We start from the raw sequence: 17762 nt of genomic DNA, 5'->3' as shown, positions 1-17762 counted from the left end.
TTCCCGCGAGCGGGAGCTACTTGCGCGTCACCCAGCGGGCTCGGAGCGACAGGCCCGCGTGCAGGACCACGCGCAGGGGCCAGAGCCACCACGCCCGGTACTTCCGCGAGAGGAACCGGTACGCGCTGCGGTGGTGCTCGATCTCCATCCGGCGCCGGTTGGACGACGTCGAGTGGGCTCCGGTGTGGGTGACGACCGCCGAGGGCACGTACACGTTCGCCCGACCCGACCGACCGACGCGCTGCCCGAGGTCGACGTCCTCGAAGTACATGAAGTACGACTCGTCGAACCCGTCGAGCTCGCGGAAGAGCGACGTCCGGATGAGGAAGCACGCGCCGGAGAGCCATCCGGCCTCGCGCTCGACGACCTTCGTGGTGGACCAGTACCGCTGGCTCCACGGGTTCGCCGGCCAGAACCGCGAGAACGCCGCGTGGCCGAGGCCGGTCCGGAGCGAGGGGAGCTGCCGGGCGGACGGGTAGGTCTCGCCCTGGTCGTCGAGGATCCGGGGGCCGAACGACCCACCCGACGGCAACCGGTCGGCGGCGGCCACGAGTTCGTCGATCGAGCCCTCGCCGAGCACGACGTCGGGGTTCGTCACGAGCAGGAACTCCGGGCGCACGTCCGGCAGCACGTCGTCGAGGGCGCTCAGGGCCGCGTCGATCCCACCGCCGTAGCCGCGGTTGCCACCGGAGGACACCACGACGGCGCCGTACGACTCACCGATCGCCCGGAGTGCGTCGAGGTCGGCCGAGCCGTTGTCCGCGATGACGACGGCGACCGGGTCCTTCGAGGCGCCGGCGACGCTCGCCAGGAACGGCCGGATGGTCTCGCCGGTGTTGTAGGTGACCGTCAGCACCGCGACCCGGATCACCGCGCACCCCCGCCAACGGACTCGTAGGCCTCGACGTGCACGGCGGCGGTGGCGTCCCAGGTGAACTCGTCCGCCCGCGCCAGCGCTGCCGCACGGTGCGAGGCCACGAGTGCGGGATCGTCCAGCAGCGCCGTCATCGCGGACGCCAGCGCGGTCGCGTCGGGCTCGCTGTAGACGGCCGCGTCGCCGCCGACCTCGGGCAGGGACAGCCGCCGGGTGGTCAGGACGCACGCGCCGGAGGCCATCGCCTCGACCACGGGCAGCCCGAAGCCCTCGCCGAGGGACGGGTAGACGACGAACTCGGCACCGCCGAGGAACCCGGCGAGGTCCTCGAGCGGCAGGTAGCCGGCCTCGATGACGTGGTCGGTGGGCTGCAGGGCGTCGAGCCGCGCGATGGCCGACTCGTCCCAGCCGCGGGCCCCGGACAGCACGAGCCACGGGGTGTCCGAACCCGGACCACCGTCCGACCCGGCGGCCGCACGCGCGGTGCGCACGGACGCGTACGCGTCGAGCAGCGCCGTGACGTTCTTCCGCGGTTCGATGGTGCCGAGGAACGCGATCCACGGAGCACCCTCGGGCAGGGTGGCGGCGAGCCGGGCGTCCTCGATCGCTGCGACGTCCGGCTCGTGGAACACCGTGCGGTCGACGCCGAGCGGGGCGACCCGGACGTCGGCGCGGATGCCCCGCACGACCCGGGCGGCCTCGGTCGCGGTGGCGGCGCTCGGCACGATGACGACGGGACGGGTGCGCAGGGACCGGCGGCTCCACCAGGTGAAGAAGGTGCGCTTCAGGCGCGAGTGCCACTCCGGGTTCGAGAAGAACGTGGCGTCGTGCAGCGTGACGACGGACCCGCCGCGCCAGCCGAACGGGAACGTGTAGTGCGGGGAGTGCAGCACCTGCGCCCCGAGCCGACGGCCGAGCGCCGGCAGCCCGGTCTGCTCCCACAGGAACCGCAGCGGCACCGAATCGGTCCAGCCCGGCGCCGTGTGCACGGTCGCGTGCGGCGCGACGGCGGCGAAGTGCGGAGCGTGCACGGGGCGGACGACCAGGTGGACGTCGAGCGACGGGTCGGTCAGGTGCGACACGACCCCCTCGACGTAGCGTCCGACGCCGCCGAGCGCCTGCGGTACCGCGGTCCCGTCGACGAGGACGGTGAGCTGCGGCACGCGTGGTTCCTTCCGGGCGGGGACGTCGTGGCCGGGGCCGTCGACGGGGGAGTGTCCAGGATAGCCCGCTGCACTCATGCGCCCGGGTCCACGCTGCGGCGCGGGACGGACGCGCGCCGGGTCTCGCGCAGCCGCCTGGCGAGGTGGACCGGCAGGGTCCCCGCGACGTCCGCGAACGCCGTCAGGACGAGCCGCGCCTCCCGGCGGGTGCGACCGGAGGCCAGCCCGCGCAGGCCGCGCACCAGGGTGCGGGCGCTCGCCCGCGCGACGGTCAGCCACGGGGCGTGCCAGAGCGCGACGACGATGCGGTTGCGGGCGTTCCGGAAGACGAACAGCTCGCTCTGCACGCCGGACGACGCCGAGTGGTCGTGCTCGACGACCGCGTCGGCCGCGTGCTCGACGCGCCATCCGCGTCGGCGCAGCCGCCAGGCGAGCTCGGTGTCCTCGTAGTACATGAACAGGGACTCGTCGAGCAGGCCGACGTCGTCCAGGGCCGTGCGGCGCAGCGCGGACGCGCCGCCGGAGAACCCGAAGACGTCGACGTCGGCGACCCGGTCGACGGGCGCGAACCAGTCGCGGTCCATCCCGTTGCCGTCGCGGTCGACACGGACGCCGGTCGAGTTGAGCCGCACCTCGCCGTCCGCTGACGGCGTCCAGCGACGACCGTCGTGGTCGCGCAGCACGCGCTGGCCGGGTGCTGGCTCCACCCCGGCCGGGAGGCCCGTCCAGCGTCCGGCGAGCACGATGCGGCCCGTCACCGCGGCGACCTCGGGCCCGGCGTGCGCCAGGTGGTCGCGGAGCGCCGCGACGAAGCCCGGTGCGGGCACGGCGTCGTTGTTCAGGAGCACGACGACGTCGGCGTCCGTGTGCCGGATGCCGGTGTTGGCACCGGCCGCGAAGCCCCCGTTGTCGGCGCGTGCGATGACGGTCGCGTCCGGCAGGGCACGGCGGAGCACCGCGACGGAGTCGTCGGACGACCCGTTGTCGACGACGATGACGTCGTCGGCCGTGCCCTCGTCGAGCACGGCGCGGACGGCCGCGGTGGTCAGGTCGGCGCGGTTCCAGTTGACGACGACGACCGCGGTGCGGAGCGTGCCGTCGGCCCGGGGCGTCGCATCGGCACGGGACGTGCCGTCGGCGCGGGCCCCGGTGTCGCCGTCGTCCGGGGTCAGTCGAGCTCCTCGATCGAGGGTTCGGCGTAGACCGTGCCCACGGCGTGCTCGAACCCGGGGACCTCGAACGAGTCGCACTCCGGCATGTCGTGCAGGTGGCGGCCGGCCGAGTCCATCATCGACACGTTGATGAAGTACTTGCCGGTGCCGAACGCGGTGTCGGCGATCCGAAGGCGGAGCTTCCGGCGACCGTGCAGCGGCTGCAGTTCGAGGCCCATGATGCCGGTGGTGGTGCCGTAGACGACCTGGCCACCGGCGTTGTTGATCTGGACCGCGGCCTCCCAGTCGGCGATGCCGTCCAGGTGCTCGAACTCCATGTCCACGACGAGGTCGTCGCCCGGCATGACCTCGGCGCGGGGCTCCTTGCCGTCGACGTGCACGCTCGCGCCGATGACCTTGCCGCGGCCGACGGCGACGTCGGTGCTGAGCTCGCCCTGACGGCGTTCCTCGAGCACCTCGCGGAACATGCTCACGGCCTGGACGGGGTCACCGTCGTGCAGCACCTTGCCCTTGTTGAGCAGGACGACACGGTCGCACATCTCCTGCACCTGGCTGAGGGAGTGCGTGACGATGATGATCGTCTTGCCGGCCTCTTGGAAGGTGCGGATGCGGTCGAGGCACTTGCGCTGGAACGCCTCGTCGCCGACGGCCAGGACCTCGTCGACGAGCAGGACGTCGGGGTCGGTGTGCACGGCGACGGCGAACGCGAGCCGCACGTACATGCCCGATGAGTAGAACTTCACCTGGGTGTCGATGAAGTCCCCGATGCCCGAGAACGCCAGGATGTCGTCGAACTTCTCGTCGGTCTGCTTGCGGCTGAGGCCGAGCAGGCTCGCGTTGAGGTAGACGTTCTCGCGACCGGACAGGTCGGGGTGGAACCCGGCGCCGAGCTCGAGCAGCGCGGCGAGGCGACCGCGGCGGGACACCGTGCCGGAGGTCGGCTGGATGATGCCGCCGATCGCCTTGAGCAGGGTCGACTTGCCGGAGCCGTTCTGGCCGATGAGCCCGACGGTCGAGCCGGCCTGGATCGACACCGTGACGTCGTCGAGGGCCCAGAAGTCCTGACGGTGCTTCCGCCCGGCGCGGCCGAGCGTGACGATGCGCTCGCGCAGGGTGTTGTCCTTGCGGACCGTGAAGCGCTTGCGGACGTGGTCGATGACGATGACGTCGGGACGCTCGGCGGTCTCGTCGGTGGTCGTCGGGGCGACGGGGGTGCTGATGGCCATGGTCTAGAGCTCCTGCGCGAAGTTGCCCTGCAGGCGGGAGAAGATCCGCTGCGCACCGATGAGGCAGAGGAGGCCGATCACGAACGCGATCCCCAGCCGGAGCATCAGGTGGTCGGGGTACGTGACGTCGGCCGGGTCGTGCAGCCAGATCGCGTTCTGCAGGCCGAGCACCGACAGGGTCAGCGGGTTGTTCGTGTAGACGGTGAGGAGCCAGTCGGCGTTCACGGTGGCGACCACCCGCGAGTACGAGTAGACGATCGGCGAGGCCCAGAGCAGGACCATCAGGCCGACGTCGATGACGAACTGCACGTCGCGCAGGTACACGTTGAGCGCGGACAGCACCAGACCGATGGCCGCGCCGTAGACCAGGATCACGGCGAGCGACGGGATCAGGTAGACCAGGCCCTCGTGCCACGGGAAGACGCCGATGACGACCGTCGCGGCCAGCAGGATCGCGAACTGGATGGTGAAGTTCACCAGGGCCGCGCCCACGCTGGCGAGCGGGAAGACCTCGCGCGGGACGTACACCTTCTTGATCAGCCCGGAGTTGCCGACGATCGACCCGGTCGACCCGGCGACGATCTCGCTGAAGAGCGTGTAGGCGGTCAGGCCGGTGAAGACGTAGATCGCGAAGTTGTCGATGCCGTTGGCGGCGCCGAGGACCTTGCCGATGACGAAGTAGTAGATGAGCAGCTGGGTCAGCGGGCGCACGAGCGTCCACACGAACCCGAGTGCCGAGTCCTTGTACCGGGCCTTCAGGTCACGCCGGACGAGCATGCCGAGCATCTCGCGCTGCCGGAAGACGTCGCGCAGCTCACGGAAGGTCCCGCGGAAGGCGCTCGTCGGAGCGCCGATCACGACGAGGGGTTCCTTCGCGAGCGCGGTCATGCGGGCTTGGTCGACCATACGTCTCTTCGTTCGTGGGGGCAGGACCGGAACAGCATACTCACCGGGCCCGCGGGACGGGGTTGGGCGACGGTCGTCGTGCACCCCGAGTGGGGGTGATTCCGGCCGATCCAACCCTCAACCTTCACTTTCGAGTTACCGTTGTTGCAACCCGGACCCTTGTCAACATCCACAGGACGGCCCGTCAGCATGCTCCTCGCATCCAGGCCGATCGCTGCGTTCGCGGTGGTCGGTGCACTCAGTCTCCTCTTGGCCGGTTGTTCCGGTGGTGGCGACGACGCCACCCCGTCGCCGTCCGCGTCCGTCTCGCGCACCCCGAGTGCGACCCCGACGGACGACGACTCGGCGACCACGGCCCCCACCGACACGGCCTCGACGCCGACCGACGGTGCGTCTGACGACGGAGGCGACGACGCCGGCGCCTCCGACGACGACACCCCCGGTGCGTTCCCGGGCAGCGGCGCGACGAACCAGCCGGACACCGACCCGTCGGAGTACCCGGCCACGGCCGTCGTGACCTTCGCCGGCTGGGACACCGGGTCGAAGACCCTCCAGGCCGGCGGCCTGGTCTCCGGCACGACCGACTCGAGCGGGAAGTGCACCTTCACCGCGACGAAGGACGGCGTCACGCGCACCGCCACGAGCACCGCACAGGCGAGTGCCTCGTCGGTGAACTGCGCGCAGGTGTCGTTCCCCGCGGCGAAGGTGTCGAGCGGCACCTGGTCCGTCACCCTGACCTACGCCGTCGGCTCCGCGTCGACGACGTCCGACCCCCTGACCGCCGAGGTCCCGTGATGCGCAACCCCCGCACCCCCCGCACCACCCGTTCCCCCCGAGCAGTTCGCTCCCGTCGTTCCCTCCGGAGCTCCCTCGCCCTGGTGGCGGCCTTCGCCGTCGCGGTGAGCGGCCTGACCTTCGGCACGGTGCTCGCGGAGCAGACCACGACCCAGTCGGCCTCGGCCGCGGTCGCCTCGGACTTCGACCCGGGCAACATCATCAGCGACGCGAACTTCTACAACGGCTCGGCGATGAACGCCGCCGCCGTGCAGTCGTTCCTGACGAGCGTCGCGCCGAACTGCCGCAAGGCCTCCGGCGGCCCCGCCTGCCTCAAGGACTTCTCGCAGAAGATGAGCTCGATCGGCGCCGTCTCCGGGCGGTGCAGCGCGATCGCCGGCGGCACCAAGTCGGCCGCGACGATGATCGCCCAGGTCGGTGCCGCGTGCGGCATCAGCCAGAAGGTGCTCCTCGTGCTCCTGCAGAAGGAGCAGGGCATCGTCACGACGTCCTCGCCGACGTCCTACATGTACCTGCACGCCACCGGCTTCGCGTGCCCGGACACCGCCCCGTGCGACCCCGCCTACTTCGGCTTCGGCCAGCAGGTCTACGCCGCGGCGCTCCAGTTCAAGCGGTACCAGGCGTCACCGACCTCGTGGGCGTACCAGGCGGGCCGGACGAACTCGATCCTGCTCAACCCGAACGCGGCCTGCGGTCGGAAGTCCGTCTACATCCAGAACCAGGCCACCGCGAGCCTGTACATCTACACCCCGTACACCCCGAACGCCGCGGCCATGTCGAACCTCTACGGCTCCGGTGACAGCTGCTCGGCCTACGGCAACCGCAACTTCTGGCGCATGTACACCGACTGGTTCGGTGCTGCGGCCGGCGGTGGCAACCCCTACGGCGACGTCGACTCCGTGACCGCGACCTCCACCTCGTCGATCACGGTCACCGGCTGGGCGGCCGACCCGGACACCACCAACGCCCTGCGCGTCGCGTTCTACGTCGACGGCGCCGGCGCGAAGACCGTCACGGCGGACAAGACCCGGAGCGATCTCGCCGGCACGCTCGGCGCGAACAACACCAAGCACGGGTTCTCGGCCGAGCTGACCGGGCTGAGTCTCGGCAAGCACTCCGTCTGCAGCTACGCCATCAACCAGGGCCGCGGGGCGAACACCCTGCTCGGCTGCTACACCCGGACCATCACGAGCGCGGCACCCAAGGGCGTCCTCGACTCGGTGACCGGTGGCGTCGGCACGATCTCGGCGACCGGCTGGGTCCTCGATCCCGACTCGTCCAAGCCCGGCTCGTGGAAGATCCTCGTCGACGGCGTGAGCAAGGCGACCGGCACGGCGGACAAGACCCGCACCGACGTGGCGAAGGTCTACCCGGGCGTCGGCAGCACCCTCGGCTTCTCGAAGACGATCGGCGGCATCAGTGCGGGCACGCGCGCCGTGACGCTGTACGTGATGGACAAGCCCGGCACGAAGTACGTGAAGGTCGCGTCGAAGTCGGTCGTCGTGGACGCCCCGACCACCGGCAAGACCGGCAAGACCGGTGCCGTGCGCGGCTCGTACGACTCCGTCACCGGCGGCGTCGGCACCGCCACCGTGCGGGGCTGGGCGATCGACCCGGACGTCTGGGACCCCGTCAAGTACAAGATCCACGTCGACGGCGTGAGCACGGACAGCGGGGTCGCGGACGCCACCCGCACCGACGTCGAGGCGACGCACCCCACGTGGGGCTCCGACGTCGGCCTGACGCTCCGGCTCACCGGCCTGAAGGCCGGCAAGCACACCGTGCGCGTCTACTTCCAGGACCTGCAGGGCGGCAAGTACGTCAGCTTCGGCACCAAGTCCGTGACCGTGAGCGCTGCATCGACCGCCGAACCCGACGCGTCGGGGACGACCGGCAAGACGGGCAAGACCGGCTCGCTCAAGGGTGCGTTCGAGTCCGTCATCGGCGGCGTCAACAGCGCCACGGTGCGCGGCTGGGCGATCGACCCCGACGTCTGGGACCCCGTCGCCTACAAGATCCACGTCGACGGTGTCGCCATCGCACCCGGGACCGCGAACGCGAAGCGGACCGACGTCGAGGCCGTGCACCCGGCGTGGGGCTCCGACGTGGGGCTCGCCCTGAAGATCCCCGGGCTGACCGCCGGCACCCACACCGTGCGCGTCTACTTCCGGGAGCTGCCGAGCGGCACGTACAAGAGCTTCGGCACGAAGAGCGTGACGGTCACCGACCCGCCGACCACCGGCAAGACGGGCAAGACCGGCTCGGTCAAGGGCCTGTACGAGTCCGTCACCGGCGGCACGGGCACCATCACCGTGGCCGGCTGGGCGATCGACCCGGACGTCTGGGACCCGGTCAAGTACAAGATCCACCTGGACGGCGTGGCCGTCTCGCCCGGAACGGTCAACGCGACCCGCACCGACGTGCAGGCCGTGCACCCGGACTGGGGTTCGGACGTCGGGCTGTCGCGGAAGCTCACCGGGGTGAAGAAGGGCACGCACACCGTGCGCGTCTACTTCCAGGACCTGCCGAGCGGCACCTACAAGAGCTTCGGCACGAAGACCGTCACCGTGCAGTAGACGGTCACCACACGACGGACGGGAGGCCTGGTACCAGCTGGTACCGGGCCTCCCGTCCGTCTTGGGTCGCGTCGACAGCCGTCAGCGGCGCACGCGCCGCGCCATCAGGCCCACGCCGTGCAGCAGCCGGTACTCGGGGGAGCGCGTGAGGCCCTCGAAGCGGGCCGCGATCTGGTCGCGCTCCGCCTCGGCCAGGCGACGGGCAGTGTCGTACGCGCCGACCTTCTGCTCCGACTCGACCAGGCGCGCGTTGATGTCGTGCACGCCGGCCAGGTGGACGTCGCGGTCGTGCTCGGCCTGCCGGAGCGTCTCGCGCTGGGCGGTGGCCCACCGCAGGAACGCGCCACGCTCGCCGCTCCGGCCCGAGGCGGCCGCGACGGCGGCGTCGAGCGACGGACCGACCTGCTCGGCGCGGCTGCGGAACGAGTGCCGCTCGACCACGACGGCGCGGAGCCGGGCGACCAGGGCGGTGCGCTCGTCGCGGGGCATCGCGAGCACGCGCTCGAGCGAGTCGGCGTCGTCGAACACCGGCACGTCGGACAGGCCGAGCTCGTCGAGCCCGAGCGCGCAGTCGGTGACGGGCAGCGCCCCGGACGCGAGCGACTCGTACAGGCGGGAGTTCAGGGTGCCGAACTCGGCGGCCGGCTCGATGACGTCGTCGACGACGAAACCGGCGGCGCGGTAGACCTCGGGCAGGGCGAAGTAGGACACGGCCGGGCGGAGCTCGACGCCCGCGGAGGCCTCGACGTGGTCGACGTTCGCGGCGAACCAGACGATCGGTTCGGCCGGGGCGACCTCGGCCAGGACGTCCTGCACCCGGCGGCGGACGCCCCAGAAGTTGACCGTGGTCACGGCGCGGTCCGTGCGCTCGCGCGGTGCGGGGGCATCGGTGGTGAAGAGCTCGGTGTCGACGCCGATCGGCACCACCTCGACGGGGCCGGAGTACGCGGCCGCGATCGCGTCGCGGGCGATCCCGGACGACGTCCAGACCGCGTCGAACTCGTCGAGGTACGGCAGGGCTGCCCACTTGGCGGTCCAGTTCCGCACCCACGCCACCAGGGCGGTGCCGGCTGGGACGTACCCGGGCACGAAGGACTCGATCATGCTGACCACGACGGCGGTGTCGGCGGGGAGCTCCTCGCCCCAGCGCTCGAGCGGCCACATCGCGACGCCCCAGCCCTCGGCTCGGAGCGCCCGTGCCAGCCCGAGCGCGACGAACAGGTCGCCCTTGCCCTCGGCCGGGTCGGCGGTCGACACCGCGAAGCGGATCGTGCCGCGGGGGCCCTCGGCGTGCTCGTCGGCCGCGAGGGCCGCGTAGTCCTCGCGGAGGGGAGAGGACATGGGGGTGCTCGGGATCACTGCGGTCACGCACGCCATTCTGCACGAATCCGCAGCGGCGGCAGGGAGTCCCTGGGCGCGCCTTGTAGGGTGTCATCGGCCCGCGGCACCCCGTTGGCCAACCCATCGACCCGCGCCCGGTGCGCGGCAGCTGCTGGAGGAACTCGCGTGACAGAGCGCAAGCCGGGAGTCGTGTCCGTCATCCTCGTGAACTACAAGGGCACGGACGACACCCTGACGAGCATCGCGGAACTCCGCAAGCAGGACTGGCCGCAGGACAAGCTCGAGGTGATCGTCGTCGAGAACGGTTCGGGCCCCGAACACCTCGGGCGTCTGAAGGCCTCGAGCCTCGACTTCACCCTGATCGACGCGGGTGCGAACCTCGGGTTCACCGGGGGGTGCAACCTCGGCGTCGAGAAGTCCTCCGGCGAGGTCGTGGCGTTCCTCAACAACGACGCCCGCCCGGACACCGGTTGGGTGCGCGAGGCGATGGCCACCTTCGCCTCCGGTGCCGACATCGGCGCCGTCGCCTCGAAGGTCCTCGACTGGGAAGGCGTCAACGTCGACTTCACCGAGGCCGCGATGACCTGGTACGGCATGGGCTACAAGCCCTTCGCCGGGTCGCCGGACACCGGCCGGTGGGAGAGCGAGACCGACGTCCTGTTCGGCACCGGCGCCGCGATGTTCATCCGCGCGGAGCTCTTCGAGCAGCTCGACGGCTTCGACGACCGCTACTTCATGTTCTACGAGGACGTCGACCTCGGCTGGCGGCTCAACCTGCTCGGCTGGCGCTTCCGGTACCAGCCGAAGTCGGTCGCGTTCCACAAGCACCACGCGTCGATGAACAAGTTCGGCGACTTCCGCGAGACCTACCTGCTCGAGCGGAACGCGCTGTTCACGCTCTACAAGAACCTCGGTGACGAGCAGCTCGCCGCGGCGCTGCCCGGTTCCCTGGCGCTCGCCGTCCGCCGTGCCGTGGGCCGCGGGGAGCTCGACTCCACCGAGCTCGACCTGCGCAACCCCGGCGACGACAGCGTCCCGACGATCCCGGTGCCGAAGACGAGCATGGCGGGCATCTACGGCGTCGACCAGTTCGTCGAGCAGCTGCCGTCGATGACCGAGTCGCGCCGCCAGATCCAGGCGACCCGCGTCCGGTCCGACCGTGAGCTCCTCCGCCTGTTCGGCAACCGCGACGAGCCCGCGTACCCGATCGAGAACTACCTGGCCGGCTACGACAAGATCGTGCACTCCCTCGGCGTGCTCGAGGTCGGCACTCGTCGCCGCGTCCTCATCATCACGGGCGACTCGATCGGCGCGAAGATGGCCGGTCCGGCGATCCGGGCCACCCAGATGGCCAAGCAGCTGGCGTCCGAGCACGACGTCCGCGTGGTCAGCCTGACCCGTTCGTCGCCGATCGACCCGTCGTACGAGGTCGTCACGGTCCCGCACCGCCACCCGCGCCAGATGGTCGAGCACGAGGGCTGGGCCGACGTCATCATCGTGCAGGGCCACGCGCTCCGGCTGTTCCCGGTGCTCGAGTCGACCAGCAAGATCCTGGTCGTCGACGTCTACGACCCGCTGCACCTCGAGCAGCTCGAACAGGGCCGCAGCGACGACGTCGACAAGTGGAACCGCCAGATCCTCGACGCCTCGGACACGCTGAACCACCAGCTCGAGCTCGGCGACTACTTCATCTGCGCCTCGGAGCGCCAGCGGATGTTCTGGCTCGGGCAGCTCGCCGGCTCCGGCCGCGTGAACGCCCGCACGTACTCGCGTGACGCCGACCTGCGCTCGCTCATCGGCGTCGTGCCGTTCGGCCTGTCCTCGACGCCGCCGGTGCACGACCAGCAGCGCGTCAAGGGCGTCGTGCCGGGCATCGGCAAGAACGACAAGCTCGTCGTCTGGGGCGGTGGGATCTACGACTGGTTCGACCCGATCACCCTGGTCCGCTCGATCGCCCAGCTCGCCGAGCGCCGCCCGTCGGTGAAGCTCTTCTTCATGGGCGTGCAGCACCCGAACCCCGACGTCCCCGAGATGGACATCGTCGCGAAGGTCCGCGCCGAGGCCGACGCCCTCGGCCTCACCGGCAAGCACGTGTTCTTCAACGACCAGTGGATCCCGTACGAGGAGCGCGGCGCCTACCTGCTCGAGGCCGACGCCGGCGTCTCGACGCACTACGAGCACCTCGAGACCACCTTCTCGTTCCGGACCCGCATCCTCGACTACCTGTGGGCACGCCTGCCGATCGTCACGACGGCCGGCGACTCGTTCGGTGACCTCGTCGCAGAAGAGAAGCTCGGCATCACGGTGCACGAGCAGGACATCGACGGCCTGGCCACTGCGCTCGAGACGGCGCTCTTCGACAAGAAGGCCCGCACCGAGTTCATCGGCAACGTCGACCGCGTGCGCGAGCAGTTCACGTGGGAGAACGTCCTCGCCCCGCTCGTCGAGTTCTGCCGGAACCCGATCCGCGCTGCGGACAAGTCGGTGCGCGACACCACGGCGACGATCGAGCCGCACAAGATGCGCGTCCGCGTCCCGGAGCGCAAGAAGCTCTCCGGCGTCCGCTATGACCTCGGCCGTGCCGTGCACTACCTGCGCACCGAGGGTCCCCGCAGCGTCGCCGGCAAGGTGAAGCGGCGCCTGAACCGGTGACCCCGGCGGAGACCACCGCCCTCGTCATCGTCCCGACGTACGACGAGGCCGAGAACATCCGTGCGATCACCGCCGCCGTGCTGGCGGCGGTGCCCGGTGCCCACGTGCTCGTCGTCGACGACGGCAGCCCCGACGGCACCGGGGACATCGTGCGGTCCCTCGCGGCCGCGGACGACCGCGTGCACCTGCTCCAGCGCTCCGGCAAGCTCGGGCTCGGCACGGCGTACGTCGCCGGGTTCCGGTGGGGTCTGGAGCGCGGGTACCCGCTGCTGGTCGAGATGGACGCCGACGGCTCGCACCCCGCCGACCGGTTGCCGGCCCTGGTCGACGCCGTGACCGCGTCCGACGACGTCCTGCTCGCCATCGGGTCCCGCTGGGTCCCCGGTGGGTCGGTCGTCGACTGGCCGCTCCGGCGCCAGGCGCTCAGCCGCGGGGCCAACACCTACGCCCGCCTGGTGCTCGGGCTCGACGTGCGGGACATCACGGCCGGCTACCGCGTGTACCGCTCGTCGGCGATCGCGCGGATGGACCTCGGGTCGGTGGACTCGAAGGGGTACTGCTTCCAGGTGGACATGACGCTGCGCGTGGACGCCCTCGGCGGCCGCATCGTCGAGGTGCCCATCCGCTTCCGTGACCGCGTGCACGGGGTCTCCAAGATGAGCAGGTCCATCGTCCTCGAGGCGATGCTCCGCGTCACCCAGTGGGGCGTGCAGCGCCGCCTCGGTCGCCGCACGCGCCCGTAGCGCGCGCTCGCTCGCTTCGTGAGCAGGAACGGTCGGGTCGCCTCCGCGGAGGCGACCTTTCCTGCTCACGATGCGCGCGCCCGGAACGCTGGGCGTGACGGCCTGGAGGCGCGGTGCGCGGCCGCCACGGGCCTCCCGTCCGTCGGCGGGTCGCGCCGCACCGCGGCTACACGCGCGGCAGGTGCCGGCGCCACGAGCGGCGCCGCGCGGCGATCACGAGGACCGTCACGAAGAACATCAGCCCCGCACCGTGCAGCAGGTAGCTCTCCGCCGTGCTGGTGACGGCGAGCAGCACGAGCACGGCGGCCGGCCACACGTACGCCACCCCGGGGAACGTCGTCGCCGTCACCCAGGCACGCGCGAACGCGAGCAACGCGGTGATGCCCAGGATGAGCGTGCCCGCGAACCCGATCTGCAGCCAGGCGTCCACGAAGGCGTTCAGGCCCGAGGTGAACCGGACGCCGGCGGGGTCGATGAGCGTGACGTAGGGCACGACGGGCTCGGTCGGCCACGTGCCCACCCAGCCCCAGCCCTGGATCGGGTAGCGCTCCACCAGGACCCGGATCTGCGACCACAGGTCCGTCCGGGTGGCCGTGCCGCCGGCCGCCCCGATCTCGGCGAGCAGACGGTGCCGGGCGAGCACCCCGACGGCGAGCGTCAGCAGGACGACCGCACCGAGGACGCCGTTGACCACCGGTCTGGTCGCCGGTCGTGCGTGCCGGAGTGACCAGAGCGCCAGCGCGGTGACGGCGAGCGCGATCATCGCGAGCCCGGTGATGGGGGACTGCACGAGCATCAGGGCGATGACGGCGAGCGAGGTCGAGGCGATCGCGCGCCAGACCGTGACCGACCGGGTGAGGAACTCGACCACGAAGGTGACCAGGGCCATCGCGGCGATGAAGCCCATGAAGTTGCGCGTGCCGCCGATGCCCTGGATCGGGCCGCCGTACGCGATGTCGCCGCGGATGCCGAACGCCGGGAACGGGACGTCGAGGACCAGGCCGGACAGGACCTCGAGTCCGAGGGCCGTCACGAGCAGGATCCGGAAGGCGTCGCCCGAGGCCCGGATCACCTGCACCAGGTCGCGGCCGAGGGCCAGGTACAGCCCGAGGCCGATGAAGCACACGGTCTGCACCAGTCCGCGGAGCGCCACCCAGGAGTACTCGCTCCAGAGCACGCTCAACGCGCAGTAGCCGACGAAGGCCAGCAGCGAGAGGGGGAGGACCCCGTGCCACTCGATCCGGTAGCGCTGGCCGAGCAGGCTCAGCCCCGCGAGCACGAACAGCGTCACGAGCACCGCCCAGGTCCCCGCCCGGCCGACCAGGGCCTCGACGGTGGGCTGGCCGAACCCGAACAGCACGATGACCGTCGCGAGCGCCTGGCTGAACCGTCCACCGGCCGAGAAGCCGATCCAGGCGGAGAGGTACCGGCGCCCGAGCACCTGTCTGCTCACCCGGCCGTCCGTCACGCGTCCATCTTGGCGCACGACCTTGTGACGAGCACACCGCATCGCGGTGTGGCTGTATCGACGATGCGCGATGACCGAACTATCCTCACCGGATGGACCTCGCGCGCAGGGTCGCCGGCGTCCCCCTCGTCGCGGTCGTCCTTGGCCTGCTCACGACCGCCCTGGCCTGGTACCGGCTCGGCCCGGTGCCGCGGAACACCGTCTGGGCCGAGGACGGCGGCGTGTTCCTGCGCGAACGGATCGCGATGGGTCCCGTCGACACCCTGCTGCACCCCTACGCCGGGTACGTGCACCTGCTGCCCCGCCTCATCGTCGACCTCGGGTACGCGCTGCCGCCCGAGCGGTACGCGCAGGTGGTGGCGCTCGCCGCGTGCACGGTCGTCGGCGGGGTCTGCGCCCTGGTGTTCGTGCTGTCACGTGACGTCGTGCGACCGTGGCCCTTGCGGCTGGTGCTCGCCGCCGTCCCCGTCGTCCTGCCGCTCGCCCCGTACGAGATCAGCGGCAACGCGGCGAACCTGCACTGGTTCCTGCTCGTCCTGGTGCCGTGGGTCTTCGCGTGGCGTGCTCGGTCGTGGTGGGCGGCCGGGGCGCTCGCCGTGGTCGCGGGGGCGGCCGTGCTCACCGAACCGCTCACCGCCCTGTTCGCGCCCCTGCTGCTCCTCTCCTGGACGCCCCGTGGCCGTGCGCCCGGGCCCGCCGGCCGGTGGACCGCGCTGCCCGTCACAGTCGTCGCGGTCGTCGCCCTGGTGGTGCAGGGCGTGACGACCCTGACGAGCCCGCGGGTCCTCGCCACGGGGTCGCCGGCGGTGCGCGACGTGCTCGCGGGGTACCTGCTGCGCCCCGTGGCGGGTGCCTGGGACCCGGACCTCGGCGCGGTCCTGACGGCGGTGGTCGAGCACGGGTGGGCGGTGGTCGTGGTGCCCGCCGCCCTGCTGGTCGTCGTTCTGCTGGCGGCCGTCGTCGTCGGGCCTGCCCGCACCCGGTGGATGGTCGCAGCACTCACCGTCGGCTCGCTCGCGGTCTGGTGGGCGGCCGTGCTCGCCAACGACGGTGACGGCCTCCGCTGGTCGGCCCCGGTCGCCGCGCTGGCCGCCGTGCCGCCGCAGCGCTACGCCGCGGCCGCCGGACTGCTGCTGGTGAGCGCCACGGTGGTCGCCGCCGCCACGCTCGTGGACGCCCGCAGCTGGTCGCGGACGGCAGGACGGACGGGAGGCCCGGGTCGCCTGGTCGGCGCGCTGGCCGGCTGGTGCGTGGTCACCGCCGTCGTCGCGTCGGCCGTGCTGCACGTCGCGCCGACGGTCACGCGACGGAGCGACGGGCCGGTGTGGGCGGGACAGCTGCCGGCGGCGGTGGTGGCGTGCGACGCGGACCCGACGCTCCAGGTCGCCCGGGTGAAGTCGAACCCGTGGTCGTCCCCGGTGTCGTGCTCGTGGCTGTCGCGCTGAGGGAGCGTCCGGGTCAGCGCGTGCCGGCCCAGCGGAACTCGCGCTTGGCGGGCGGCGTGCGCGGACCGTCGCCGGTGGACACCGGTTCCTCGCCGGTCAGCACGATGCGCGTCTTGACGGCGAGCAGGGCGAAGAGCACCCAGTTCCCCTGGTAGAGCAGGCGGGACTCGGCGACGGACTGCACGAGCAGGGCGACGACGACCAGGAGCGGCAGGAGCGACACCGGGTCGAACGCCCGCGGACGCAGCGCGGCGTCGTACCCGATGCGGGTCGCGCAGGCCCACGAGCGGGACAGCGTCGTGACCACGTAGATCGCGAAGAGCACCAGGCCGATGATGCCGGTCTGCATCCAGACGTCTAGGTAGGCGTCGTGGGCCTGCAGGTACGTGACGCCCTTGCGCTGCGCCAGGTCGGCGAGCGTCGGGATGCCCGGCCACCAGTACCCGATCCAGCCCCAGCCGCCCACGGGGTGCTGGTCGATCAGGCCGAGCACCTTGGCCCAGATCTCGCCGCGCCCGGTGGCGTCCGAGCCCTTGCCGAGCATCTCGGACACCGGGCCGCGCAGCACGAACGCGGCGACGGCGACGACGACGGCACCCACCGCCAGCAGCAGGTAGCGCGGGGTTCGGCGCTCCGTCGGCACACGGCGCATCCAGACGGCGGCCAGTGCGACCACGGCGACCACGAGTGCGGCGGCGATGACCGTCGACGAGCGGGTGAGGACGAAGCCGACTGCCGCGACGACGAGCCAGCCGATCGCCTGGTTCCGGCGGATCCGACCCTCGGCGAACTGCACGGCGACCACGATCGCGACCAGCAGGGCCACCATCGCGAGCAGGTTGGCGTTGCCGGGCAGCCCCTGGATCCTGCCACCGGTGAAGAGCTCGGCGCGCGAGAAGTAGAAGGCGTCGGGGACGTCGCGGTCGCCGTAGTCCGTCCAGATCGGGGCGATCGGGTGCCGGACGAACACCGCGACGGCGGCCTCGAACAGGAGCGAGAGCATGAGGACCCAGCGGAGCGCGAGGCTCAGGGCATCGGTGATCCGGCGCCACGTCAGGGTCGAGGCGATCGTGAACGCCACGGCCGCGCAGATCACCTGCACGGTCAGGCTCGAGATCGTCGCGAAGCGCCAGTGCGACCACACCAGGGTCACCAGGCACCAGCCGAGGAACGCCCAGAGCGCCCAGGGGGTGCGGACGAGCGGTGGCTTCGCCCGGACCAGGATCGTGATGCCCCACGCCGCGACGAGGGCCCAGAGGACACCGGCCCCGACCCAGGTCAGGGTGTTCGGCACGGCGTCACCCGCGAACAGCACGAACAGGGTCGTCGCCCCGAAGGCGAACGCCTCGCGCTCCGGTACGGTCCCGCGCGCCAATGGCCAGGTGTTCGTCACGACGCCAG

General features: G+C 71.6%; 13 protein-coding genes. 5 read left to right on the top strand and 8 right to left on the bottom strand.

Annotation, left to right across the window (positions count from 1 at the left end):
• Window positions 1-16: 16 nt before the first annotated feature.
• The 5 genes from DEJ20_RS12180 to DEJ20_RS12160 form a co-directional block, all read right to left on the bottom strand.
• The gene (locus DEJ20_RS12180; RefSeq protein ID WP_111235515.1) at window positions 17-871 is read right to left on the bottom strand and encodes a glycosyltransferase family 2 protein; all 855 of its coding nucleotides are present in this window, start codon (window positions 869-871) and stop codon (window positions 17-19) included.
• A complete protein-coding gene (locus DEJ20_RS12175; protein WP_220034995.1) occupies window positions 868-2037 on the bottom strand; it encodes a glycosyltransferase family 4 protein in 1170 nt (389 codons plus the stop codon). The genes DEJ20_RS12180 and DEJ20_RS12175 overlap by 4 nt, the downstream gene beginning before the upstream one ends.
• Window positions 2038-2111: 74 nt before the next feature.
• Complete coding sequence (locus DEJ20_RS12170) at window positions 2112-3287, bottom strand: glycosyltransferase family 2 protein (RefSeq protein WP_220034994.1); 1176 nt, start codon at window positions 3285-3287, stop codon at window positions 2112-2114.
• Window positions 3206-4435, bottom strand: a complete 1230-nt coding sequence (locus DEJ20_RS12165) for an ABC transporter ATP-binding protein (protein WP_111235513.1) — start codon at window positions 4433-4435, stop codon at window positions 3206-3208. Before DEJ20_RS12165 ends, DEJ20_RS12170 begins: the two co-directional genes overlap by 82 nt.
• Before the next feature lie 3 nt (window positions 4436-4438).
• Complete coding sequence (locus tag DEJ20_RS12160) at window positions 4439-5341, bottom strand: ABC transporter permease (protein WP_111235512.1); 903 nt, start codon at window positions 5339-5341, stop codon at window positions 4439-4441.
• 189 nt (window positions 5342-5530) lie between these two features.
• Between DEJ20_RS12160 and DEJ20_RS12155 the strand changes: the two genes are divergently transcribed.
• Window positions 5531-6136, top strand: a complete 606-nt coding sequence (locus DEJ20_RS12155; RefSeq protein WP_111235511.1) for a hypothetical protein — start codon at window positions 5531-5533, stop codon at window positions 6134-6136.
• 83 nt (window positions 6137-6219) lie between these two features.
• The gene (locus DEJ20_RS12150; protein WP_111236607.1) at window positions 6220-8712 is read left to right on the top strand and encodes a hypothetical protein; all 2493 of its coding nucleotides are present in this window, start codon (window positions 6220-6222) and stop codon (window positions 8710-8712) included.
• A gap of 81 nt (window positions 8713-8793) precedes the next feature.
• Here DEJ20_RS12150 and DEJ20_RS12145 read toward each other — a convergent pair whose 3' ends face one another.
• A complete protein-coding gene (locus tag DEJ20_RS12145; protein WP_181431653.1) occupies window positions 8794-10080 on the bottom strand; it encodes a glycosyltransferase family protein in 1287 nt (428 codons plus the stop codon).
• Window positions 10081-10218: 138 nt separating this feature from the next.
• Between DEJ20_RS12145 and DEJ20_RS12140 the strand changes: the two genes are divergently transcribed.
• Together DEJ20_RS12140 and DEJ20_RS12135 are read left to right on the top strand one after the other, a co-directional pair.
• Window positions 10219-12705, top strand: a complete 2487-nt coding sequence (locus DEJ20_RS12140) for a glycosyltransferase (RefSeq protein WP_111236605.1) — start codon at window positions 10219-10221, stop codon at window positions 12703-12705.
• Window positions 12702-13448 (top strand): polyprenol monophosphomannose synthase, encoded by a 747-nt coding sequence (locus tag DEJ20_RS12135; RefSeq protein WP_111236604.1) that lies wholly within the window; start codon window positions 12702-12704, stop codon window positions 13446-13448. The genes DEJ20_RS12140 and DEJ20_RS12135 overlap by 4 nt, the downstream gene beginning before the upstream one ends.
• A gap of 166 nt (window positions 13449-13614) precedes the next feature.
• Here the strand turns inward: DEJ20_RS12135 and DEJ20_RS12130 are convergent, their stop codons facing one another.
• Window positions 13615-14916 (bottom strand): O-antigen ligase family protein, encoded by a 1302-nt coding sequence (locus DEJ20_RS12130; RefSeq protein ID WP_146243540.1) that lies wholly within the window; start codon window positions 14914-14916, stop codon window positions 13615-13617.
• A 92-nt stretch (window positions 14917-15008) separates the two neighbouring features.
• On the opposite strand from DEJ20_RS12130, the gene DEJ20_RS12125 reads away from it, so the two are divergent.
• Window positions 15009-16361, top strand: coding sequence for a hypothetical protein (locus tag DEJ20_RS12125; RefSeq protein ID WP_111236603.1), 1353 nt, complete (start codon window positions 15009-15011; stop codon window positions 16359-16361).
• A gap of 13 nt (window positions 16362-16374) precedes the next feature.
• On the opposite strand, the gene DEJ20_RS12120 is transcribed toward DEJ20_RS12125, so the two are convergent.
• Entirely contained in the window at window positions 16375-17754 is a 1380-nt protein-coding gene (locus tag DEJ20_RS12120; RefSeq protein WP_146245505.1) for an O-antigen ligase family protein, read from the bottom strand.
• Window positions 17755-17762 lie beyond the last annotated feature (8 nt).

It is taken from the genome of Curtobacterium sp. MCSS17_005, assembly GCF_003234225.2.
Lineage (GTDB): Bacteria > Actinomycetota > Actinomycetes > Actinomycetales > Microbacteriaceae > Curtobacterium > Curtobacterium flaccumfaciens.
Note: the sequence above shows the minus strand (reverse complement) of the source record. Positions and strands in the feature narration are given on the sequence as shown.

Bases quoted from the DNA above. Each gene is read 5' to 3' on its own strand.
- DEJ20_RS12165 (WP_111235513.1), bottom strand. From the start codon at position 4,435: ATGGCCATCAGCACCCCCGTCGCCCCGACGACCACCGACGAGACCGCC.
- DEJ20_RS12160 (WP_111235512.1), bottom strand. From the start codon at position 5,341: ATGGTCGACCAAGCCCGCATGACCGCGCTCGCGAAGGAACCCCTCGTC.
- DEJ20_RS12155 (WP_111235511.1), top strand. From the start codon at position 5,531: ATGCTCCTCGCATCCAGGCCGATCGCTGCGTTCGCGGTGGTCGGTGCA.
- DEJ20_RS12125 (WP_111236603.1), top strand. From the start codon at position 15,009: ATGGACCTCGCGCGCAGGGTCGCCGGCGTCCCCCTCGTCGCGGTCGTC.